Here is a 21,478-nt window from a genome sequence, read left to right as displayed (position 1 = left end):
AATGTCTGCATCCCTTCCTTGTCTGGGCTATGGCCTGGGTTTGCGCAGTGCTTACTACCAACAGATTCTTGATCAGTCGCCGGCCGTGGACTGGTTCGAAGTCGTCTCCGAAAATTTCATGGTGCAGGGCGGTAAAGCCCTCTACTACCTTGATGCCATCGCCGAGCGTTATCCGCTGGTGATGCATGGTGTGTCGCTGTCCGTTGGCGGGCCGCATGCTCTCGATCCGGGCTATCTGCAACAGCTCAAACAGCTGGCTGATCGCGTCAAACCGGCGTGGGTTTCCGATCACTTGTGCTGGAGCCGTGGCAACGCCCATCAGTTGCATGATTTGTTGCCGTTACCGTACACCGAAGAAAGCCTCTATTACGTGGCAGGTCGAGTGCGCCAGGTGCAGGAGGTTTTGCAGCGCCCCTTGGTATTGGAGAACGTCTCCAGCTATGTGCGCAGTGCCGGCGATGATTTCAGCGAGTGGGAATTTCTTCGCGCCCTGAGTCAGCTGAGCGATTGCGAGCTGTTGCTGGACGTCAACAATGTCTATGTCAGCTCACGCAATCATGGCTTTGATCCGTGGACCTTCATTCAAGGTTTGCCGGCGAACAGGATTCGCCAGCTCCACCTGGCGGGCCATAGCGATTACGGCGATTACGTCATCGACACCCATGACCATCCTGTCAGCGATCCGGTCTGGGCGCTTTACCAACGAACCCTCGATTACCTCGGCCCGGTCGCCACGCTGCTGGAGCGCGATGACCATTTTCCGCCGTTTGAAGAACTGCTCACTGAACTGCAAAAAGCCCGGGAGCTGGGTGAGAGCGTGCTGGAACGGAGACAGAAATGCGCCTGAACGAATGGCAACTGTCCTTCGAGCGTTACCTGTCGGGAGAGTCTTCGGTAGCTGACTTGGCGCTGGGCTCAAGCCTGATGGGTGGCCCGACGCTGGATGTCCGCACGGGGCTGGCTATTTATCACAACGCCTACCAAGCCCGACTGCTGGAAGTGTTGCGCGGCGACTATCCCGCCGTCCTTAACTGGCTAGGTGACGATGAGTTCGAACGGCTAGCCTCAGTGTATATCCGTCAGAACCCGTCGACTCATTACAGCCTTCGCTGGCTCGGCAAAGGCTTCGAAACGTTTATTCGCCAGCATCTGGTGCCTGAGCAAAGTGCACCTCTAGCCGAACTCGCTGCCCTGGAGTGGGCATTCACGCTGGCGTTCGATGCGCCACTGGGAACGCCGTTGACGATGCAGGACATGGCGGAACTGGCACCGCAAGACTGGCCGATGCTGCAAGTGCGCCCCAGCCCTTCGCTGCAATGGCTTGAGTGTGCCTTCAATAGTGTGGCGCTTTGGCGGGCAGCCAAGGATGAAACGCAGTTCCCTGGCAGTACGGGACTCGACACTCCCAGCGTTGTGGTGATCTGTCGAAATGATCTCGTTTGCCAATATCGAAGCCTGGAGCCTGAAGAAGCCAATGCAATAAAAGGCCTGTTTGAACAGGACTGGAACTTTGCTGAACTGTGCTCTGAATTGACAGTCATCTATGGAGAGGGCGCACCACTTAAAGCTGTGACTTGGCTCAAGCAGTGGATTCACGACGGTTGGTTGCAGCGTGGAAAATCATAGAAAATGGCTATTAATTCGATAGCCAGCTAATTTCCCAGGATGGTCTACCCTCACATCAGACGTCTGAAACCAGGGGGATTATCCATGCTCGCGCATCTTCCACCGGCCTTACAGAATCTGCAGCTACCGCTACGCCTGCGACTCTGGGACGGCCATGAATTCAATCTGGGGCCGTCGCCCAGCGTCACGATTGTGGTCAAGGACCCACAAATGGTTACCCAATTCACCCATCCAAGCTTGGACGCGCTCGGAGCGGCGTTTGTCGAGGGGCGGCTTGAGCTAGAAGGCTCCATCAGCGACGTTATCCGCGTCTGTGATGAGTGGAGTCAGGCGATGCTGGACGAAAACGACGACAATCAGCCGGTTCGTACCGTCCACGACAAGGAAACCGACGCCAAAGCCATCTCCTATCACTACGACCTGTCCAATGCGTTTTACCAGCTGTGGCTCGACAGTGACATGGCGTATTCCTGTGCGTACTTCGAGACCGGTAGTGAAACCCTGGAGCAGGCGCAACAAGCCAAATTCCGTCATTTGTGCCGCAAGTTGCGGTTGCAGCCGGGTGAATATTTGCTGGACGTCGGTTGCGGTTGGGGCGGACTGGCGCGCTACGCGGCGCGGGAATTCGGCGCGAGGGTGTTCGGTATCACGCTCAGTAAAGAGCAACTCGCCCTGGCACGTGAACGGGTGAAGGAGGAAGGCCTGGAGGATTTGGTCGAGTTGCAACTGCTCGACTACCGCGACCTGCCTCAAGACGGGCGCTTCGACAAAGTGGTCAGTGTTGGCATGTTCGAACACGTCGGTCACGCCAATCTGGCGGAGTACTGCAAAACCTTGTTCGGCGCGGTGAAAGAGGGCGGCCTGGTGATGAACCACGGGATCACCGCCAAGCACACTGACGGCCGTCCGGTGGGGCGTGGTGCCGGCGACTTCATTGAGAAATACGTGTTCCCCAACGGCGAGCTGCCGCACCTGTCGATGATCTCAGCCGAAATCAGTGAAGCAGGTTTGGAGATCGTTGACGTCGAGAGCCTGCGCCTGCACTACGCGCGTACCCTGGACCACTGGAGTGAACGCCTGGAAGACAATCTGGAAGCGGCGTCCAGGCAAGTGCCGGAGCAAGCCCTGCGGATCTGGCGGCTGTACCTGGCGGGATGCGCTTATGCGTTTGCCCGGGGCTGGATCAACCTGCACCAGATCCTCGCGGTCAAAGCCCACCCCGATGGCAGCCATGAATTGCCATGGACCCGCGACGACATCTACAACCCTTAGAGAATCGGTGAAATAAGCCGGGCGACCCGCATGCCAACTTGCTGCAGGCGATGGGTCTCCCGGCTTTCTTCTTTGGCGACTTCATGGGACTGATCGAAGTCATCGTTCAGCATCTGTTCCACCTCGGCGGCAAACGCGCTGTCGACCGTCAACAACATCACTTCGAAGTTAAGCCGGAACGAGCGGTTGTCCAGGTTGGCACTGCCGATGGCGCTGATTTCACTGTCGATCAACACCACTTTTTGATGCAGGAAACCGGGCTCGTAGCGGAACACCCGCACGCCTGCGCGTACGGCTTCGAAGGCGTACAGGCTGGAGGCGGCGTAGACGATGCGGTGGTCCGGGCGCGAGGGCAGCAGCAGACGCACGTCGACACCTCGCAGCACTGCCAGCCTGAGAGCGGCGAACACCGCTTCGTCGGGGATGAAGTAGGGGCTGGTGATCCATACCCGCTCGGTCGCGGCATGGATGGCTTCAACGAAAAACAACGAACAGGTTTCGTAGGAATCCGCCGGGCCGCTTGCCAGCAATTGGCACAGTACGCCGTCGTCTGGATACACATCCGGCAGGATCAGCGGCGGCAACGAGCGTGCAGCCCAGAACCAGTCTTCGGCAAAAGACTCCTGCATACAGGCGACCACCGGGCCGCGCACTCGAACATGGGTATCGCGCCAAGGTGCCAGCGGTGGTTTCTCGCTCATGTACTCGTCGCCAACGTTATGCCCGCCGACGAAGCCCAGCACACCATCGACCACCACGATCTTGCGGTGGTTGCGGAAGTTGACCTGAAAGCGGTTGAGCCAGCCACTGCGAGTGGCGAACGCTTTGACTTCAACGCCGGCATCGCGCAACGGTTGCACGTAGCTGTGGGGCAGGGAGTGGCTGCCAATGCGGTCGTACAACAGGTAAATCGCGACGCCTTCGGCGGCTTTTTTCAGCAGCAGATTCTGCAGGCGTTGGCCCAGACGATCATCGTGGATGATAAAAAACTGAATCAGCACGGCTTCTTTGGCATGGCTGATGGCTTCGAAAATCGAATCAAACGTGGCTTGGCCGTTGATCAACAAGTGCACTTCGTTGTTTGCCAGGCACGGCATTCGGCCCAGCTTCGGCATCGCCCGCAACGATGCGTAGGCATTGGAGGCGCGTGCGGTCAGCGCCTCCTCGACCCAGGGGCGCCAGTTGAGCTCGGAGATGGCTTTGCGCATCTCTTCGTTGGCCTGGCGCCGCGCCTTGATGTAGCCATCAAAGGTACTGCGGCCGAAGACCAGATAAGGGATGAGCGTGAGATAAGGAATAAACACCAACGAGAGCGCCCAGGCGATCGATCCCTGGGCGGTGCGGACGGTGAGCACGGCGTGAATGGCAGCAATCAGGCCCAGCGTGTGAAGCAGTGCAATGGTGTAGCCGAAAATGTGCGGTCCAAAGTAATCCATGGGGCAGCCTTGCTCCTGAAGATTCAGTGCTTAACAGACCATGTTCCGTGCAGAATGTCGCTATTTAATTGGCCCATGAACCGAAGCTGATGCCCGGCGTCTAACGGCCACAACTGATCAGGAGTTACTCGATGAACGTTCGTCTGCTGGGTTTGGCCATGGCTGTTGGTTTGTCACTTCCGGTGGCGGCTCAGGCACAGATGCTGCAACCGGGGTTATGGGAATTGACCACCAGCAACATGAAGGTCGATGACCAGAACCTGCCGGACTTGCAACTGATCCTCGGGCAGTTACAGAGCCAGATGACCCCGGAACAGCGCGCACAATTGGAGAAACAGGGTATCACCATGGGCGGTAAAGGGATTCGGGCGTGCCTGACACCGGAGCAGGTGAAGACCGACAATATTCCACTGACCGACCCGCAATCGGGCTGCAAACAGGAAATCACCGACCGTACCGGTAACCAGTGGAAATTCCGCTTCAGTTGTCCGAAAGCGCAAGGTGCCGGTGTGGCTACTTTCCTCAGCGACCGTGAGTTCACCACCAAGGTCAACGGCACGTTCAACGCCACCGGTATCCAGCAAAAGGGCAGCCTGGAAAGTCGCGCCGTATGGCTGGGGCAGGATTGCGGAACGGTCAAGCCTCGCGCTTAAGACCTTCGCCTTTACACCCGCTCTCTACACGCTTGTGCGGGAGCGGGCTTGATTCAGCCACTGACACGCCACCTCAACGCTCATCCTGCCGAAATCCTCGCCCGCACCGCTGCGCAAACTGACGAACTCACCTTCCTGTTCCTTCTCGCCCACGACCATCAGGTACGGCACTTTTTGACCGTGCTCACGAATCTTGTGTCGGACCTTTTCATGGCGCAGATCCACATGGACGTGCACACCGCTTCGGCGCAATGCCTCGGTCACCGACTGGACATAACTCGCCTGGCGCTCCGCCATGCTGACAATCATGACCAAGGGCGGTGCTCGCCAGCTGTCCAGTTCCTGTTGGCAAGTCCAACATGTGCCGTAGATCCGTTGTTCAGTCGTACCGCTGATGTAGTCGAGGGAAAACGCCTGCAACACCTTTGTGGCTGGAACCTGTGGCCCTGCCGTTAAATGTTCGAAGTCTCCCAAACGGTATAGCGACCGTCGATCTTCTGCCTTCGAGGTTCGGCGGCGGATCGAGTGGTTGGTCGCGGCCAGCAGCTGCATACGCGCTTCGATCAGCGGCAGGTCGTCGCGGGTTAACGATTGATTGAGGGTAAACCCGCAGTAGAAACCATCCCCCAGCGCCGACCCGGCCTGCAGCTGAACATGGGGATGAAGTTGCTTGACCGCCATCGCCAGTATCAATGCACAAGAGCGTCGAAGAATCTCCAGGCCATCGGGTTCTTGAGGCGTGACGATGTTGACCCGAGCATCGCCTCTGATCACGTATTCGCAGTCCACCAACACGCCGTCCACCCGACCGGCCACCGCCGCTTTGGCCAGCGCGGGGCTGATGCTCGCGGCGAGTTCGTACACGGACAATGGCTGATCATATTCACGCAATGAACCATCGGGCAGGCGGATCTGAATCATGGTGATGCTCTCGAGTGCTTCTGTATTACGCGCTAGCGCATAAACCGTAGTGGTAATCCCTGACAGTTGTCATTAAGACGTTTGTCGTGCCAGGCAATTTGCCCGGACACCAGCGTGGTGCTGACACTGTGACGAAAACGCTGCCGGGCGAAGGGCGTCCAGCCGCATTGAGACAGGATGGGCTGCTGGGAAACGGCAACGCCATCGGGTTCGGATTTGACCAGAACGAGGTCGGCCCAATAGCCCTCGCGTAGATACCCGCGGTCGGGGATGGCGAACAAATCGGCTACGCGGTGACTGGTCTTGGCCACGAGGGTGGTTATCGGCAGGACTTCGTCAGCCATTAATTCCAGCAACGCGGGCAGGGCGTGTTGCACCAGCGGCAGGCCGGAAGGTGCCTGATGATAAGGCTGTTGTTTCTCCGCCCACGTGTGCGGCGCGTGGTCACTGCCGATCACATCGAGTCGATGGCTGTGCAGTGCCTGGCGCAATGCATCGCGGTCGGCTTGAGACTTGATGGCCGGGTTGCACTTGATCAGATTACCGAGGCTGGAGTAGTCCCGATCATCGAACAGCAAGTGGTGCAGGCACACTTCGGCGGTAATACATTTGTGGGCCAGCGGCTTGTCTTCAAACAGCGCCAGTTCGCGGGCGGTGGTCAGGTGCAGCACATGCAGTCGCGTGCCATGCCGCTTGGCCAGGTCCACGGCCATCGAGGACGAACGAAAGCACGCCTCGGCGTTGCGGATCAATGGATGGGCGGCCGCAGGAATGTGTTCGCCGAACAGGTTTCGAAGGTTTGCGTTGTTGGCCTCGATGCTGGGCGTGTGCTCGCAATGGGCCAACAAAATCGTCGGTACTTGGGCGAATAGCCGCTCCAGAATCCGAGGATCATCGACCAGCATGTTGCCGGTGGAGGCGCCCATGAACACTTTGACGCCGGCCACTTCGCAAGGATTGAGCGCTGCGATGGTGTCGAGGTTGTCATTGCTGACGCCGAAATGGAAACCGTAATTGGCCACTGAACTGATCGCTGCGCGCCGCTTCTTGTCAGCCAGGTCTGCGAGGGTCAGGGTCGCCGGACGGGTGTTGGGCATGTCCATGAAGCTGGTGATCCCTCCGGCCACCGCAGCCCTCGATTCAGTGTAGAAACAGCCCTTGTGCGGTGCGCCGGGATCGCGAAAGTGCACTTGGTCGTCGATCATTCCGGGTAGCAGCCATTGACCGTCGGCATCGATTTCCACGTCGGCATTTTCACCCTGGATGCTGCTGGCGATCTTCACGATTCGACCACTGCTGACCAGTAGATCTCCCTCGAACTCACGGCCTTCGTTCACTAGCCGGGCATTGCGAATCAGCACACTGCTCATGGTCAGAACTCGTTTTGCAGCGCTTTGTAACCGCGCACCAGGTCGACGTTGGTGCGCGCCACGTCTTCGGAAAACTCCGAGGCGCTGACGCTGACAGGGGGGAACTGCGACAGGTCGGTGGTCGGTCCGATGCGGGTGGTGGAGGGGACGTAGAAGTCATCGGGCAAGTCGCGACCGTCGACCACCGAGTTATGCCGCACCACGCAACCGTCACCGACCGCACAATTGAACAGCACACTGTTGAAGCCGATGAATACCCGGTCACCCACGGTGCAGGGGCCATGCACAATGGAGCGATGGGCGATCGAGCTGAACTCGCCGATGGTGACGGCTGCGCCGGACTTGGAATGAATCACCACACCGTCCTGGATGTTCGAGTTGGCGCCGATGGTGATCGGCTCCATCTCACCACTGGCGTCTACTTCGTCGGCGCGAATCACCGCGTAAGGACCGACGAAAACGTTCTCTCCAATCAGCACTTTGCCGCAAATGATGGCGGTCTTATCTACGTAGGCGGACTCCGCGATTTGCGGCAAATCCCCTGAAGGGTTCTTGCGGATCATGGTGTGCTCAACGCTTGGTAGAGGGTGTTGAGGTTGTATTCGAACAGCCCGACAAAGGTGCTGGCCGGCCCGGTGGCGGCGAGTGCATCGGAGTACAACGTGCCACCAATCTGCGCGCCGCTTTCATCGGCAATTTGTTTCAGCAGGCGGGCGTCCTTGATGTTTTCCATGAACACCGCTTTGACCTTGGCCTGGCGAATCTGGGTGACCAGTGCAGCGACTTCAGCGGCCGACGGTTCACGTTCGGTGGACAGTCCTTGCGGTGCCATGAAGTCGATCCCGTAGGCTTGACCGAGATAGCCGAAGGCGTCATGGGAGGTGACGATTTTTCGATTGCCCGGCGGCAGGGAGCCGAGCTTGACCTTGGCTTCGGCGAGCAGGGCGTAGATCTGTTTCAGGTAGGCCTGACTGTTGCGTTGGTAGTCGGCGGTGTTCGCCGGGTCGGCGGCGATCAACGCTTTGGTGATGTTGGCGATGTACAGTTCGGTGTTCGCCAGGTTGTGCCAGGCATGAGGGTCAGGAATGGTCTCGCCGTCTTCATCCAGCGAGCGTGGAATGACACCGTGACTCGCACTGATCACCGGCGCCTTGGTTTCGGTGCTGGTCACCAGACGGTCCATCCATGGTTCATAACCCAATCCATTCTTGATGATCAGCTTGGCCCTGAGCAGTGCCTTGGCATCATCCGGCGTCGGCTCGTAGGTGTGGGCGTCGGCGTCCGGACCGACCATATTGGTGATCTGTATATGCTCGCCGCCGACCTGATGGGTCATGTCGGCGAGGATGCTGAAGCTGGTGACCACCTGAAGTTTTTCCGCCGCAGACAGCGACATCGACAGCATCAAACTGAACAGCATGAGTAGAGCGCGCATCGGGCAACACCTCATTGGGATGTGAGCAAGGGCGGTCGGCGCAACAAACCGTGCACCGGCCCCAACACCACGGACAATAGATAAAAGCCGCCGGCCACCAGCACAATCGCCGGACCGCTGGGCAGCGAGTAGAAGAACGACAGCAATAATCCGAGCCACACCGAGAGGCAGCCGAGCACGGCGGCGATAGCAATCAACACCGGCAAACGGCGGCTCCAGAAACGAGAGGCGGCGGCGGGCAACATCATCAGGCCGACCACCATCAGCGCGCCGATAGCCTGGAAACCGATCACAAGATTCAGCACCACGAGTGTCAGGAACACACCGTGGGCCAGCGGTCCGAGGCGGCTGACGGTTTGCAGAAAGAGTGGGTCGAGGGTGTCCAGCAACAGCGGTTTATAGATCAGCAACATGGCGATCAGGCTGAAGCCCGAGACCCACAACATGCCGGTCAACGTCGGGCCATCGACCGCCAGGGCGGAGCCAAACAACAGGTGCAAAAGGTCCAGGCGCTTGCCGGCGATGCCCAGGATCAGCACTCCGCTGGCGAGGGAAATCGGATAGATCGCGGCCAGGCTGGCGTCTTCTCGCAAGCCGGTGCGACGGGTAATCCATGCGGCCAGTCCGGCCATGCTCAGACCGGCGCCCAGGCCACCCAAGGTCAATGCTGGCAAACTCAATCCCGCGAACCAGAAGCCGAGCGCGGCCCCGGGCAAGATGCCGTGAGCGACGGCATCGCCGATCAGGCTCATGCGTCGCAAGATCAGAAACACCCCCAGCGGTGCCGTGCTGCACGCCAGGACGAGACCGCCGATAAGTGCCCGACGCATGAACACAAACTCGTGGAAGGGCTGCCAAAGCTGAGTGGCGGCAAGCATCAGGCCACCTGTGTTTGTGGTTGTTGGCGGATCAGTTTGGTACTCGGTCCGAGTAGGCAGCCGCTGCTGTTGATCAGCAGTGTGTGTGGAATGTGTTGGCGAACGGCGGCGAGGTCATGGCACACCACAACCAGGGTTCGACCCTCGGCATGCCATTGGTGGATATGTTTCCAGAGCAGCAATTGACCGAGTTCGTCGAGCGCCACGTGTGGTTCGTCGAGCAACAATAATGGCGTTTGCGCAAGGCTCAATCGGGCGAGCAGGGCGCGTTGCAGTTCTCCTCCGGACAAGGCCATCAAAGGGCGTTGCTCCAGACCGCTGAGGCACCAATCTTCCAGAATTGTTTTCAAGCGTTGGCTGCGCAGTTCGGGCGATTGTTTACTGCCCCAAAAACCGGCGGCTACCAACTCTTGGAGACTGATAGGAAATTGCCGGTCCAGGTGTTGTTGCTGAGGGAGGAAGGACAGCGAGCCCTTGCGTGGAACATCGAGGCAGACTTTGCCTGTGAGCGGTTTTTGTAATCCGGCCATGACTTTCAGCAAGCTGCTTTTCCCCGACCCGTTGGCACCGATCACGGCGGTCAGGCTTCCCTTGATCAGTTCGAAATCCACGGGAGGTGTGAGTGGCTGGCCGGGGGCGCCCCAGCATAATGCCTGGCAACGGATCATGCTGCCTCCCAATTCCAGCGGCTTTCGGCAACGGCATCATGGGCGTGCAGGCTTTCGGCATGGACGACTCGGAGCTGAAAGGCGTGGATGCCGGGGGCGCGTTTCAGGGAGAGGTTCAGGCGTCGCGCGGCATCTTCGCAGAACATCAGGTTCTGACCATTGGCCAAGGCGAAAGCTTGTTCATCGGCGCGCTTGACCGCGGTTTGTACGGCGGTACCGAGAGCTGCTTCGGCGTCGTTGATGAGGGCGATCATTGGCAAGTCATCCAGATAATCGCCCAGACGCACGCACAAATGCGCGGTGCTGCGTTGGCTGTGGGGCGTCGCAACGATGCCTTTAGTGGAACCAAGCCATGCCAATACATCGGCGTGTTGCAGTGACTGGTTGGCAAAGTCATCGACGAATTGCTGCTGAATCAACTGCCGGGACAGTGCTGCCGAACACGGGCAAGTCGAGGAATAAGCAACGTCGATTTTTAGTTCCACGTGGAACATCGCGTTTTTCAATCGCGCTTCAATGCTTACCGGATAGCTTTTCCAACCGGCCAACGGGCTGATTAGCGCCGGCCTTTTGAGCAGTAAGTCAGCGTGAATTTTTAAGTAAGCGCTGCGGGACAGTCCTTCATGACTGTCGAGAAACCGTTGCAAGACTCGTCGCAACAAGGTCGGTGTCAGGTCTTCCTGCTCGAGCATTTCCAGCGCCAGATACAACCGCGACATATGAATCCCGCGTGCCTCTCCATCATCGAGGCTCACGCCCGCATCGGCTGTTGCGCTCAGACGTTGGCCATCGAACAGAACAGGAAGAGCAATGCCGCACATGCCCACCCAGTCGAGTGGCAGGGCTTGGCGAGCGGATTGCGCGGCGATATCCGGCAGAGTCAGCGCATTCATGAGCAGGTCCATCGTGGGAATCGATTCGACATGTTATGTTATTACATTAAATTCGACTACGCCTTTTTCTCGAGCGGTCCTCTTCATGCACAGACGTCACTTGCTCAACCTGATTCTGACCAGCGCAGCCTTCGCGTTGCCCTTTGGTGTCTCGGCCACGCAAATTCGCAACGCACGGTTGTGGCGGTCGGATGACAAGCTGCGATTGGTGTTTGATCTGAGCGGGCCGGTGCACTACAAAACCTTTTCACTCAGTTCGCCCGAGCGGCTGATCATTGATCTGAGTGGCGCCAACCTCAGTGGCGATTTCAGTCAGCTATCCCTCGCCAATACGGTGATCCACTCGATCCGTTCCGGGCATTTTGGTCTTGGGGATACGCGAATTGTCCTCGACCTCAGCAGCCCGGTGCAGCTCAACAGCTTTTTGCTCCCGCCGCAGGAGGGGCAAGGCCATAGGCTGGTGCTCGATCTGAAGTCCGCTGCGTCATTGCCCGTTGCTGTGCCCTCAGAGGTGATCCAGGACACGGCGCACCCCAAGCGCGACATCATCGTGGTGGTCGACCCTGGTCATGGCGGGAAAGACCCTGGCGCGGTCGGCGCCAAGGGGGAGCGAGAGAAAGACGTGGTGTTATCCATCGCTCAGCTGCTGGCCAAGCGTCTAAAACGCGAGAAGGGCTTTGACGTGAAGCTGGTGCGCAACGACGACTTTTTTGTTCCACTGCGCAAACGGGTAGAGATAGCGCGCAAGCACAACGCCGACATGTTCATCTCGGTGCATGCCGACGCAGCCCCGCGTCTTACGGCTTCCGGTGCTTCGGTGTATTGCTTGTCTGAAGGCGGTGCGACCTCGGCCACGGCGCGCTTCATGGCACAACGTGAGAACGGCGCGGATTTGCTGGGCGCCAATCGTTTGCTCAATCTGAAGGACAAAGACCCGATGCTCGCCGGAGTCATTCTCGACATGTCGATGAACGCCACCCTGGCCGCCAGTTTGCAGTTGGGCAGTACGGTCCTGGGCAGCCTGGCGGGGATCACCACGCTGCATCAAAAACGCGTGGAACAAGCAGGATTTGCGGTGTTGAAGTCGCCGGACGTGCCGTCGATCCTGGTGGAAACCGGCTTCATTTCCAACGCTCGCGACAGTCAGCGACTGGTCACCGCACGTCATCAACAGGCCGTGGCGGACGGTTTATTCGAAGGGTTGCAACGCTATTTTCAGAAAAATCCGCCCGCCAACAGCTACATCGCCTGGCAACAAGCGCAGAAAAAAATGCAGGTCTAGCAGCCGGTAATCCGGCTGCAGGTAAATTTGGCGCTGCTGCCACCCGAACTGGAGAAGCGATTGATGGTGGTCCAGCCCACCCGACGGTTGTAGCCAACCCAGGCCTCGCCGTCGGAAGCGATGCCGGTGAAAAAGGTCAGTTGCCCGTAGCGGCTGTTGGTCTGTGCCCAGTAGCGTTTGCCCGCCATTTCGAAGCCGCGCAGATAGATCGTGCTGCCGACGGTGTTGACGCTGTAGGCGTTGCCGTCGACATCCACGCAGGCCAGCAGATTGGCGCTACGGGTGCATTGGGCCAGGCTCGGAATCTGCGCCCAGGCCTGTGTGGCCATCAGCAGCGAAACATTCATCAGCGCCAGTTTCAGGGCAATACGCATGGGATTTCTCGGGGACTGAACGACCTTCAGCATCGGTCGCTTTGGTGTCATGGGCAAGAAGAGAGTGGCTTGATTGCATTGTTATACTATAACATCAAAAAAAGCCCGACTCTGCGACCGGGCATCCTTGTGAGGAATATCTGATGCCCAATCGTCTACCCGTGACCGTCCTCTCGGGCTTTCTCGGTGCCGGAAAAAGTACGTTGCTCAACTACGTCCTGCGCAATCGTGACAACCTGCGGGTCGCGGTCATCGTCAACGATATGAGCGAGATCAACATCGATGGCAGCGAGGTCCAGCGTGATGTCAGCCTGAACCGCGCCGAAGAGAAACTCATCGAAATGAGCAACGGCTGCATTTGCTGCACCTTGCGCGAAGACCTGCTCGAAGAAGTCAGCAAACTCGCCAGGGACGGGCGTTTCGACTACCTGTTGATCGAATCCACCGGCATTTCCGAACCGCTGCCCGTGGCGGAAACCTTTACCTTCCGTGATGAAGAAGGGCAAAGCCTGGCCGACATCGCGCGGCTAGACACCATGGTCACCGTGGTGGATGGCATGAACTTCCTGCTCGACTATCAGGCCGCCGAAAGCCTCGCGTCCCGTGGCGAAACGTTGGGTGAGGAGGACGAGCGTTCGATCACTGATCTGTTGATCGAGCAGATCGAATTTGCCGATGTCATCCTGATCAGCAAGATCGACTTGATCAGCCGCCGCGAGCGCGAGGAGCTGATTGCGATTCTTCAACGCCTCAACGCGCAGGCAGACATCATTCCCATGGCCATGGGCGAAGTGCCCCTGGAAAAAATCCTCAATACCGGTCGCTTCGACTTTGAAAAAGCCGCTCAGGCGCCGGGCTGGTTGCAGGAATTGCGTGGCGAGCATGTGCCGGAAACCGAGGAATATGGCATCGCCTCGACTGCTTACCGGGCCCGCCGACCTTTTCATCCCCAACGCTTTTTCAGCTTCATCGACCGCCCTTGGGTGAACGGAAAACTGCTGCGTTCCAAAGGGTTTTTCTGGTTGGCGAGTAAGCCCATGGACGCGGGCAGCTGGTCCCAGGCGGGGGGCTTGATGCGTCATGGTTTTGCGGGGCGCTGGTGGCGATTTGTGCCGAAAACCCAGTGGCCGCAGGATGAAGAAAGTACCGCCGGGATCATGGAGAACTGGACCGCCGCCACCGGCGATTGCCGTCAGGAATTGGTGTTCATCGGCCAGAACATCGACTTCGCACAACTCACTGCCGAGCTCGATAATTGTCTGCTGACGGAGGCTGAAATGGTCTTGGGTGTCGACGGTTGGCGATTATTGCCAGACCCGTTTGGCCCGTGGCACGAAGAGGCTGCAGCTTGATGTTGGCGCCGAGTCTGAAGCGGCATTCGGTCGCTCATACCGTCCAAGGCGAAACGCCGCAAACGCTGGCCCGAATCCTCGATGACGAGGTAAACCTCGCCATTTGGCAGCGCCAACTCCCGCTGCATATCAACGATTTCGGCCAGTTGTTGCTGTCCCTCAACGTGCCGTTAGCCGAGTCGCTGGTCGTGGAGCTGCCCAGCGATGACGCCGAACCCAATCTGCACAGGTTGGCTGCTGGGTTCAGCGATCTGCACGGGTATGAGGGCTTCATTGCCGACGTGTCATGGCTGGTCAGTGCGTTTGCCTGTTTGTTAGGCGCCAAGGGCGAGAATTGGCACGGCAACGAGGGTTTCGGCCTGATCCACCGCTCGCCGCAACCCGCACTGGGCGAGCGTCGTTTGATCCTGACCCTGGATTGGCTCGGCTAACGCCTCAAGGCGTGAGCCAGTTGCCCTGGCTCTGCGTTTCGCAAAACGGCTTCAAATAGGCCGCATCGGTGGCTACGCCGTAATAGTGAATGTCCTGCCGGTAAGGCATATTGGCGACTTGAGCGTTGCTGCACACCCCGAAGGCGCCGGTTGGGCATTGCTCAACGTACTGCACGTCGACGGTCTGCCCGGCCAGATTGGGCTGGCAGAAGCCGTCGGCAAAGAGCTTTTCCGGGATATTGCGGTTTTGCTGGCAGACTTTCACGTCCAATTTCGCGGATGTGGTATGTACTACGCAGGCTTGGGCGAACACCTCGCTGGAACACAGCACCAGCAGTAACGACAATCCCATCAACCGCATCTTTTACCTCCTCAGAAAATACCGACCATGTTGCAGAACATTCCCACTCACGTCATTGCCGGTCCATTAGGTGCTGGCAAAACCAGCCTGATCAAGCACCTGTTAACGCAGCGGCCGGTCGGCGAGCGTTGGGCGGTGCTGATCAACGAATTCGGGCAGATCGGCCTCGACGCTGCGCTGCTGACCTCGGACGCCGATGGTATCGCACTGGGCGAAGTGGCCGGCGGTTGTTTGTGTTGCGTCAATGGTGCGCCGTTTCAGATCGGGCTTGGGCGCTTGCTGCGCAAGGCCAAGCCGGATCGGTTGTTCATCGAACCCTCTGGCCTCGGCCATCCGGCCCGGCTGCTTGAGCAGTTGAGTGAGGTACCGTGGGTCGGTGTACTGGCGGTACAACCCTGCGTACTGGTGCTGGATGCCCAAGCGCTCGCGGATGGCAAACCAATGCCTGCGGCGCAACAGGAGACATTGAACAGTGCCGGCTTGTTGGTGTTGAACAAGGCAGAAAATCTCGACGTCGATGATCGCCACCGTATCGCCGTGCAGTTACTGCCGCGTCCTCTGTACTGGACGCAGCACGCTCAGTTGCCATTGAGCCACTTGCCGGGACTCCAGGCTCAGGCCTTAGCGGGTGTGGATAACTTCATCGTGCCCAAGGGGCTGGCGCAACTGCCGGCCATCTGGACGGATCCCGCGCTGCCTATTTGCTTGAGTCAGGAACAGGAGGGTGGCTGGAGTATCGGCTGGCGTTGGCACCCGAGCCAGAGGTTCGACGTGGCGCGCATCGGGCTGTGGCTTGAAAGCCTGTCCTGGCGGCGGGCGAAGCTGGTTATCCACAGCGTCGACGGTTGGGTGTCGGCCAATGCTTTGGATAATTCGGTATTGGAGTGGAAGCCCAGCGAATGGCGCCAGGATTCGCGGATAGAACTGATTTTCAACGAGCCGCAGGAAGTTGATTCACTGCAAAACGCCCTGGCTGACTGTCGGTCGAGTTAAGGGCGCCACTTGGTGTGTTCTTGCCGCCACTGGCTCAACTCGATCACCTCGGCGCGAGGCTTCACCACATCGACGATCGCAGGCGTGTCGTCGAACGGCATCGGGTAGGGCGCCAGTTCGATCTGCGCGCTGTGGGCGCCGAATTGGGTGATGGTGCCGTTGTGACGGGTTTCGCCGGTCACGGTGAACTCAAAGTTGTACACGCGAGCCAGGCGCCGCCGGCCGTTGGCATCTTTGATGAACGCGATCTTTTTCAAGGCCACGTTGCCGTCCAGCAACTCGATGCCGAGCTTGGCGCAATGCTGCTTGACCCGCTCCAGCGCACGCTCGCGCAAGCCGTGGTTGTGCCACAACCACGCGCCACCGGTGGCGAGCAACATCAGCACGAAGATATTTCCGAGGGTCAGCATCAACAGGTTGCTCCAACTAGATGGTGTCAGCTTAACTGCGTCTCTGGTCTGTCGTACAGGCTGCTTTTCGTCGCATACTGCGCGGCTTGAATTTCAATCGTTTTACGGAAAACTCACCGCATGAAACGTACGCCCCATCTGCTCGCCATTCAGTCCCACGTGGTGTTCGGCCACGCTGGCAACAGCGCCGCGGTTTTCCCGATGCAGCGGGTCGGGGTGAATGTCTGGCCGCTCAACACCGTGCAGTTTTCCAACCACACCCAATACGGCCAGTGGACGGGTGAAGTGCTGGCGCCGCACCAGATCCCTGAGTTGGTCGAAGGCATTGCCGCGATTGGCGAGCTGGGCAACTGCGATGCGGTGCTGTCCGGTTACCTGGGCAGTGCGGCTCAGGGCCGGGCGATCCTGACCGGCGTGGCGCGCATCAAGTCGATGAACCCCAAGGCGCTGTATTTGTGCGACCCGGTGATGGGCCATCCGGAGAAGGGCTGCAGCGTACCGGCCGAAGTCAGCGATTTCCTGCTGGAAGAAGCGGCGTCGGTGGCTGACTTCATGTGCCCGAACCAGTTGGAACTGGACAGCTTCTCGGGACGCAAACCGCAGTCACTGTTCGACTGCCTGGCCATGGCGCGAGCGCTGTTGGCGCGTGGGCCTAAGGCGGTATTGGTCAAGCATCTGGATTACCCCGGCAAACCGGCGGATGGCTTCGAGATGTTGTTGGTGACTGCCGAGGGCAGCTGGCATCTGCGGCGTCCGCTGCTGGCGTTTCCGCGTCAGCCGGTGGGCGTGGGCGACCTGACGTCCGGGCTGTTCCTGGCGCGGGTGTTGTTGGGCGACAGTCTGGTCGCTGCGTTCGAGTTTACGGCCGCAGCGGTGCATGAAGTGTTGCTGGAGACTCAGGCCTGTGCCAGCTATGAGCTGGAACTGGTGCGGGCGCAGGACCGGATTGCTCATCCGCGGGTGCGGTTTGAGGCGACAGCGATCAGTCTTTAATCCGCATTGAACCCGTTCGCAAGCAGGTCGCACCTCACAGTGGATTTGTGAACGACACAGATCAAAGGTGAGGGCGAGCCTGCTCGCGATGTTTATCTAAAACGGGTCGCAGCGATCAGGCATCACCCTTGATTTCCTGATAGCGCTTTTCCAGCTCCTGACGAATCTGCCGACGCTGCTGTGCCTGGATGAAGCGGCGCTTTTCTTCGCTGTTGTGCGGTTGCAAAGGCGGGACGACCGCAGGTTTGCGGTTGTCATCCACTGCGACCATGGTGAAAAAGCAGCTGTTGGTGTGGCGCACCGAGCGCTCGCGGATGTTTTCGGTCACCACCTTGATGCCCACCTCCATGGAGGTGTTGCCGGTGTAGTTGACCGACGCCAGAAAGGTCACCAGTTCGCCGACGTGAATCGGCTCGCGGAAAATCACCTGGTCCACCGACAGCGTCACTACGTAGCGACCGGCATAACGGCTGGCGCATGCATACGCGACTTCGTCGAGGTACTTGAGCAAGGTACCGCCGTGGACATTGCCAGAGAAGTTGGCCATGTCGGGGGTCATCAATACCGTCATCGACAGTTGTGCGTTTCCGGGTTCCATAGCGTTCTCACGGTTCAAGGCAGAATTTCAGGGGCGCACCTCTGCGGGTGCCTTGTCAGCTTTTCAAAACCAACAGTTATCGGGACGCCGGGCAGCTGGCTGCCGTCACGCCTGTTTCGATCTGTTTCCATATATTGCACCGCCTTTGCGGCGCAAGTCCCGGTGTTAACCTCCAAAAGTCCCCCTTAAGGAGCACACGCCATGCATGCCATCAGTTTCATTCAGGATTTGGCAGTGATCATGTTGATCGCGGGCGTGGTGACCGTGCTGTTCCATCGCTTCAAGCAGCCCGTGGTGCTGGGCTACATCGTCGCCGGTTTCATCATCGGCCCGCACACGCCGCCGTTCGGGCTGATCCACGACGAAGAAACCATCAAGACCCTCGCGGAGCTCGGGGTGATCTTCCTGATGTTCTGCCTCGGTCTGGAATTCAGCCTGCGCAAGTTGTTCAAGGTCGGCGCGACGGCGTTCATCGCAGCGTTCCTTGAAATCGTGTTGATGATCTGGATCGGCTACGAGATTGGTCGCTGGTTTGACTGGAACACCATGGATTCGCTGTTCCTCGGCGCGATCCTGGCGATTTCCTCGACCACCATCATCGTCAAGGCACTCAACGACCTGAAGATGAAGAACGAGCGTTTCGCGCAGTTGATCTTCGGTGTGCTGATCGTCGAAGACATCCTGGGCATTGGCATCATTGCGTTGCTGTCGAGCATCGCCGTCAGTGGCACGGTCAGCTCCGGCGAGGTGTTTTCCACGGTCGGCAAGCTCTCGCTGTTCATGATCGTCGCCTTGGTCATCGGGATTTTGCTGGTGCCGCGGCTGTTGGCTTACGTGGCCAAATTCGACAGCAACGAAATGCTGCTGATCACCGTGCTGGGGCTGTGTTTCGGTTTCTGCCTGCTGGTGGTGAAACTGGAATACAGCATGGTGCTCGGTGCGTTCCTGATTGGCGCGATCATGGCCGAGTCTCGACAACTGTTGAAAATAGAGCGCCTGATCGAGCCGGTTCGCGACTTGTTCAGTGCAATTTTCTTCGTCGCCATCGGCCTGATGCTGGATCCTATGATCCTGCTGCAATACGCTTGGCCAATCGCCGTGATCACCGTGGCAGTGGTGCTTGGCAAGATGCTGTCCTGCGGCCTTGGCGCGTTTATCGCCGGCAATGACGGGCGCACCTCACTGCGCGTGGGGATGGGGCTTTCGCAGATCGGCGAATTTTCTTTCATCATTGCGGCGTTGGGCATGACGTTGCAGGTGACCAGCAACTTCCTCTACCCAGTCGCCGTGGCGGTTTCGGTGATCACTACGCTGCTGACTCCGTACCTGATCCGCGCGGCCGATCCGTTGTCGATCAAGCTCGCCGCTGTGATGCCGCAACGGCTGGGAAGGGTGTTGGGGATGTACGGCGAATGGCTGCGCAGTATCCAGCCGCAGGGCGAAGGCGCGCTGCTGGTGTCGATGATTCGGCGGATTTTGTTGCAGGTGGGGGTTAATCTGGCGCTAGTGATTGCGATTTTCTTCTCGGGGGCGTTCTTCGCCGAGCCTGTGTCCGCGTATCTGCAAGACTGGATCAGCGACCCGAGTTGGCAGAAAGCATTGATCTGGGGTGGCGCGTTGCTGGTGTCGCTGCCGTTCCTGATCGCCGCCTATCGCAAGCTCAAGGCGCTGTCGTTGTTGTTGGCAGAAATGGGTGTGAAGCCGGAAATGGCCGGGCGCCACACGCAGCGAGTGCGTCGGGTGATCGCCGAAGTGATCCCGATCCTCTCGCTGCTGGTGATTTTCCTGCTACTGGCAGCCTTGTCGGCCAGTATTCTGCCGACCAACAAGTTGCTGGTACTGATCATCGTGGTCGCTGCCGCCGTGGCAGCATTGCTCTGGCGCTGGTTCATCCGCGTGCATACGCGGATGCAGGTGGCCTTGCTCGAAACCCTGGACAACCACAATGATGCACCCGGTCACTGAGACCTGCGCCAGCTGCTACAAAGTCTGGATAGGCTAAATCAGCTTTCCAGCCAGACGTCCCGCGCCCAGTGCCACACCGATTCCCAGGTTTCTTCGGCGATCAGTTCTTCTTCGGCCTGCCACAGCACCACCGTGCCGTCTTCTTCAACGAGGTAATAGTCATCACCGTCCTGGCAGATCGGGATCATGCTGCGGTCAACGCCAGCGTCCCAGGCGTTGGCGGCAACGTCTGGCAGGTAGGTGTGGGATTGCGGGTCGGTGACAGTCACCGGCTCCAGGCTGCCGTAGACCACGTCGCTGACGGTCAGCAAAAATTCTCTGAAGACGAACGGAATGTCGATGAACAGTTGTTCTTCGATTTCCACGATTTGATCTTCGTCGGGCAGCTCCAAGGGGACTGGTACCGGTTCGTTGGCTTCACGCAGTTGTTCGATGATTTCTTCCACGTCCGGGATCCTCTTGCTTGATGGCGCGGTTTAGTTGGGGCGGTTTATACAGTAGCTCGCTATAGATGCAACCGCGAAATAGAAAACCCCAGCCAAGGCTGGGGTTTTTATTACAGCACGCTTGACTCTGTGGGGGATCAGCCGTTCTGGCGGATACCGGCCACCAGCCAAGGCTGGTTTTCGCCCTGCGGACGTTCCATGTTCCAGCTTTCGCTGAACACTTCGCCCTGGTCGAAACGTGAAGTCTTCGACACGCCGCTGAAGGTCAGGGTGGCGATGGTCTTGTCGGCACGATCATCCACGCCGTCCAGTTGAACATTGAGGTTATCAATGTAGGTGGACTGGAAACCGTCGCCCAGGTCAGCACGTTCGCGCTTGAGGAACTCGAGCATTTGCGGGGTCACGAACTCGGCGATCTTGTCCATTTCGTTGGCGTCCCAATGCTGTTGCAGGGACTGGAAGTGGTTGCGAGCCGCTTCAATGAAGTTCTTTTCATTGAACCAGGCCGGAGCATTGATGACCGGACGAGCGGCAACCGGTGCAGCCGAGCCGCCGAAGATCGACCCCCCCGCAGGCTTCTGGTCGAACACTTCACGCTGCATTGGCGCGTGGCCAGCGGGAGCCATGTGCTCCTGCTGCTTGCGACGACGAGCGGCGATGAAGCGGAAGACCAGGAAGGCGATGACCGCCATGATCAGAATGTCGAAGATCTGCATGCCCTGGAAGCCGCCGCCCATGAACATGGAGGCCAGCAGGCCACCGGCAGCGATGCCGGCCAGAGGGCCGAGCCAGCGCGAAGCACCGCCAGCCTTGGCCGCAGCGCCCGCGGCACCGGCAGCACCAGCGGTCGCCGCAGCGCCGCCCATGCCTGGAGAAGAAGGCGCCATTTGGCTGGTCTGGTGGGTCGGCGCAGCGCCGACGCTTTTGCCGCCACCAAAGCGCTTGGCGTTGGCGTCGAGGCTCATCGTCAGGCCGATGCACAACGCCATGGCGATGCTAAGAAAACGTTTCATAAAGGGTAATCCCATTTGTGGATGGCACGCGCGCCATGTTGCACAGCTGAAGTGTTACTGGCTAGCGGCAGAGTGTTTCGGGCTTTTGCCTGACAGGTTGCGTTCAGC

At 58.8% G+C, this 21,478-nt stretch carries 24 protein-coding genes; 10 read left to right on the top strand and 14 right to left on the bottom strand.

Going from position 1 to position 21,478, the window contains the following annotated elements:
- Position 1: 1 nt before the first annotated feature.
- From J2X66_RS07425 to cfaB, 3 genes are all read left to right on the top strand, one after another.
- Positions 2–847: a DUF692 domain-containing protein gene (locus J2X66_RS07425; RefSeq protein WP_310262761.1), complete on the top strand. Its 846-nt coding sequence runs from the start codon at positions 2–4 to the stop codon at positions 845–847.
- The gene (locus J2X66_RS07420) at positions 838–1,626 is read left to right on the top strand and encodes a DNA-binding domain-containing protein (protein WP_310262758.1); all 789 of its coding nucleotides are present in this window, start codon (positions 838–840) and stop codon (positions 1,624–1,626) included. Before J2X66_RS07425 ends, J2X66_RS07420 begins: the two co-directional genes overlap by 10 nt.
- An 84-nt stretch (positions 1,627–1,710) precedes the next feature.
- On the top strand, positions 1,711–2,898 hold the full coding sequence (gene cfaB, locus J2X66_RS07415) for a C17 cyclopropane fatty acid synthase CfaB (protein WP_310262755.1): 1,188 nt from the start codon (positions 1,711–1,713) through the stop codon (positions 2,896–2,898).
- Here the strand turns inward: cfaB and cls are convergent.
- Positions 2,895–4,334 carry a cardiolipin synthase gene (cls, locus tag J2X66_RS07410; protein ID WP_310262752.1) on the bottom strand — a complete coding sequence of 480 codons (1,440 nt, stop codon included), beginning with the start codon at positions 4,332–4,334 and terminating at the stop codon, positions 2,895–2,897. The genes cfaB and cls overlap by 4 nt on opposite strands.
- Before the next feature lie 131 nt (positions 4,335–4,465).
- Here cls and J2X66_RS07405 point away from each other — a divergent pair, with 131 nt between their 5' ends.
- Positions 4,466–4,987: a DUF3617 domain-containing protein gene (locus J2X66_RS07405; protein ID WP_310262749.1), complete on the top strand. Its 522-nt coding sequence runs from the start codon at positions 4,466–4,468 to the stop codon at positions 4,985–4,987.
- Positions 4,988–5,011: 24 nt separating this feature from the next.
- Here J2X66_RS07405 and J2X66_RS07400 read toward each other — a convergent pair whose 3' ends face one another.
- From J2X66_RS07400 to folE2, 7 genes are read right to left on the bottom strand one after another with little or no spacing between them, the layout of a single operon-like run.
- Positions 5,012–5,908 carry a His/Gly/Thr/Pro-type tRNA ligase C-terminal domain-containing protein gene (locus J2X66_RS07400; RefSeq protein ID WP_310262747.1) on the bottom strand — a complete coding sequence of 299 codons (897 nt, stop codon included), beginning with the start codon at positions 5,906–5,908 and terminating at the stop codon, positions 5,012–5,014.
- A gap of 32 nt (positions 5,909–5,940) precedes the next feature.
- Positions 5,941–7,278 carry a dihydroorotase gene (locus J2X66_RS07395; protein WP_310262745.1) on the bottom strand — a complete coding sequence of 446 codons (1,338 nt, stop codon included), beginning with the start codon at positions 7,276–7,278 and terminating at the stop codon, positions 5,941–5,943.
- Between the two features lie 2 nt (positions 7,279–7,280).
- Positions 7,281–7,841, bottom strand: coding sequence for a DapH/DapD/GlmU-related protein (locus J2X66_RS07390; RefSeq protein ID WP_310262742.1), 561 nt, complete (start codon positions 7,839–7,841; stop codon positions 7,281–7,283).
- Entirely contained in the window at positions 7,838–8,713 is an 876-nt protein-coding gene (locus J2X66_RS07385; protein WP_310262740.1) for a metal ABC transporter substrate-binding protein, read from the bottom strand. Before J2X66_RS07385 ends, J2X66_RS07390 begins: the two co-directional genes overlap by 4 nt.
- Before the next feature lie 11 nt (positions 8,714–8,724).
- The gene (locus J2X66_RS07380; RefSeq protein ID WP_310262736.1) at positions 8,725–9,591 is read right to left on the bottom strand and encodes a metal ABC transporter permease; all 867 of its coding nucleotides are present in this window, start codon (positions 9,589–9,591) and stop codon (positions 8,725–8,727) included.
- The gene (locus tag J2X66_RS07375; RefSeq protein ID WP_310262734.1) at positions 9,591–10,259 is read right to left on the bottom strand and encodes an ATP-binding cassette domain-containing protein; all 669 of its coding nucleotides are present in this window, start codon (positions 10,257–10,259) and stop codon (positions 9,591–9,593) included. Before J2X66_RS07375 ends, J2X66_RS07380 begins: the two co-directional genes overlap by 1 nt.
- Complete coding sequence (gene folE2 / locus J2X66_RS07370) at positions 10,256–11,152, bottom strand: GTP cyclohydrolase FolE2 (protein ID WP_310262732.1); 897 nt, start codon at positions 11,150–11,152, stop codon at positions 10,256–10,258. Before folE2 ends, J2X66_RS07375 begins: the two co-directional genes overlap by 4 nt.
- Positions 11,153–11,237: 85 nt before the next feature.
- Here folE2 and J2X66_RS07365 point away from each other — a divergent pair, with 85 nt between their 5' ends.
- A complete protein-coding gene (locus J2X66_RS07365) occupies positions 11,238–12,434 on the top strand; it encodes an N-acetylmuramoyl-L-alanine amidase (RefSeq protein ID WP_310262729.1) in 1,197 nt (398 codons plus the stop codon).
- Here the strand turns inward: J2X66_RS07365 and J2X66_RS07360 are convergent.
- Positions 12,431–12,808, bottom strand: coding sequence for a glutamine synthetase (locus J2X66_RS07360; protein ID WP_310262726.1), 378 nt, complete (start codon positions 12,806–12,808; stop codon positions 12,431–12,433). The two genes, J2X66_RS07365 and J2X66_RS07360, sit on opposite strands and share 4 nt — an antisense overlap.
- Before the next feature lie 143 nt (positions 12,809–12,951).
- Between J2X66_RS07360 and zigA the strand changes: the two genes are divergently transcribed.
- A complete protein-coding gene (gene zigA, locus J2X66_RS07355) occupies positions 12,952–14,160 on the top strand; it encodes a zinc metallochaperone GTPase ZigA (RefSeq protein ID WP_310262723.1) in 1,209 nt (402 codons plus the stop codon).
- Positions 14,160–14,591: a DUF1826 domain-containing protein gene (locus J2X66_RS07350; protein ID WP_310262720.1), complete on the top strand. Its 432-nt coding sequence runs from the start codon at positions 14,160–14,162 to the stop codon at positions 14,589–14,591. The genes zigA and J2X66_RS07350 overlap by 1 nt, the downstream gene beginning before the upstream one ends.
- Positions 14,592–14,595: 4 nt before the next feature.
- On the opposite strand, the gene J2X66_RS07345 is transcribed toward J2X66_RS07350, so the two are convergent.
- Complete coding sequence (locus tag J2X66_RS07345) at positions 14,596–14,952, bottom strand: NADH:ubiquinone oxidoreductase (RefSeq protein WP_310262718.1); 357 nt, start codon at positions 14,950–14,952, stop codon at positions 14,596–14,598.
- Positions 14,953–14,979: 27 nt separating this feature from the next.
- On the opposite strand from J2X66_RS07345, the gene J2X66_RS07340 reads away from it, so the two are divergent.
- Positions 14,980–15,945: a CobW-like GTP-binding protein gene (locus J2X66_RS07340; RefSeq protein WP_310262715.1), complete on the top strand. Its 966-nt coding sequence runs from the start codon at positions 14,980–14,982 to the stop codon at positions 15,943–15,945.
- Here J2X66_RS07340 and J2X66_RS07335 read toward each other — a convergent pair.
- Positions 15,942–16,355, bottom strand: coding sequence for a DUF3301 domain-containing protein (locus J2X66_RS07335; RefSeq protein WP_027926263.1), 414 nt, complete (start codon positions 16,353–16,355; stop codon positions 15,942–15,944). The two genes, J2X66_RS07340 and J2X66_RS07335, sit on opposite strands and share 4 nt — an antisense overlap.
- 120 nt (positions 16,356–16,475) lie before the next feature.
- On the opposite strand from J2X66_RS07335, the gene pdxY reads away from it, so the two are divergent.
- The gene (pdxY, locus tag J2X66_RS07330; protein WP_027926264.1) at positions 16,476–17,348 is read left to right on the top strand and encodes a pyridoxal kinase PdxY; all 873 of its coding nucleotides are present in this window, start codon (positions 16,476–16,478) and stop codon (positions 17,346–17,348) included.
- A 115-nt stretch (positions 17,349–17,463) separates the two neighbouring features.
- Here pdxY and J2X66_RS07325 read toward each other — a convergent pair whose 3' ends face one another.
- Positions 17,464–17,946 (bottom strand): acyl-CoA thioesterase, encoded by a 483-nt coding sequence (locus J2X66_RS07325; protein ID WP_027926265.1) that lies wholly within the window; start codon positions 17,944–17,946, stop codon positions 17,464–17,466.
- Positions 17,947–18,147: 201 nt separating this feature from the next.
- Between J2X66_RS07325 and J2X66_RS07320 the strand changes: the two genes are divergently transcribed.
- Positions 18,148–19,911, top strand: coding sequence for a cation:proton antiporter (locus J2X66_RS07320; RefSeq protein WP_310262711.1), 1,764 nt, complete (start codon positions 18,148–18,150; stop codon positions 19,909–19,911).
- 38 nt (positions 19,912–19,949) lie between these two features.
- Here the strand turns inward: J2X66_RS07320 and J2X66_RS07315 are convergent, their stop codons facing one another.
- Both J2X66_RS07315 and J2X66_RS07310 read right to left on the bottom strand, forming a co-directional pair.
- The gene (locus tag J2X66_RS07315; RefSeq protein ID WP_007943369.1) at positions 19,950–20,357 is read right to left on the bottom strand and encodes an SMI1/KNR4 family protein; all 408 of its coding nucleotides are present in this window, start codon (positions 20,355–20,357) and stop codon (positions 19,950–19,952) included.
- A 137-nt stretch (positions 20,358–20,494) separates the two neighbouring features.
- Positions 20,495–21,370 carry a Tim44 domain-containing protein gene (locus J2X66_RS07310; protein WP_310262705.1) on the bottom strand — a complete coding sequence of 292 codons (876 nt, stop codon included), beginning with the start codon at positions 21,368–21,370 and terminating at the stop codon, positions 20,495–20,497.
- Positions 21,371–21,478 lie beyond the last annotated feature (108 nt).

This window comes from Pseudomonas sp. 3296 (genome assembly GCF_031456615.1).
Classification (GTDB): Bacteria; Pseudomonadota; Gammaproteobacteria; order Pseudomonadales; family Pseudomonadaceae; genus Aquipseudomonas; species Aquipseudomonas mucoides.
The sequence above is the reverse complement of the archived record's forward strand: the minus strand, read 5'-3'. Positions and strand labels throughout refer to the sequence as shown.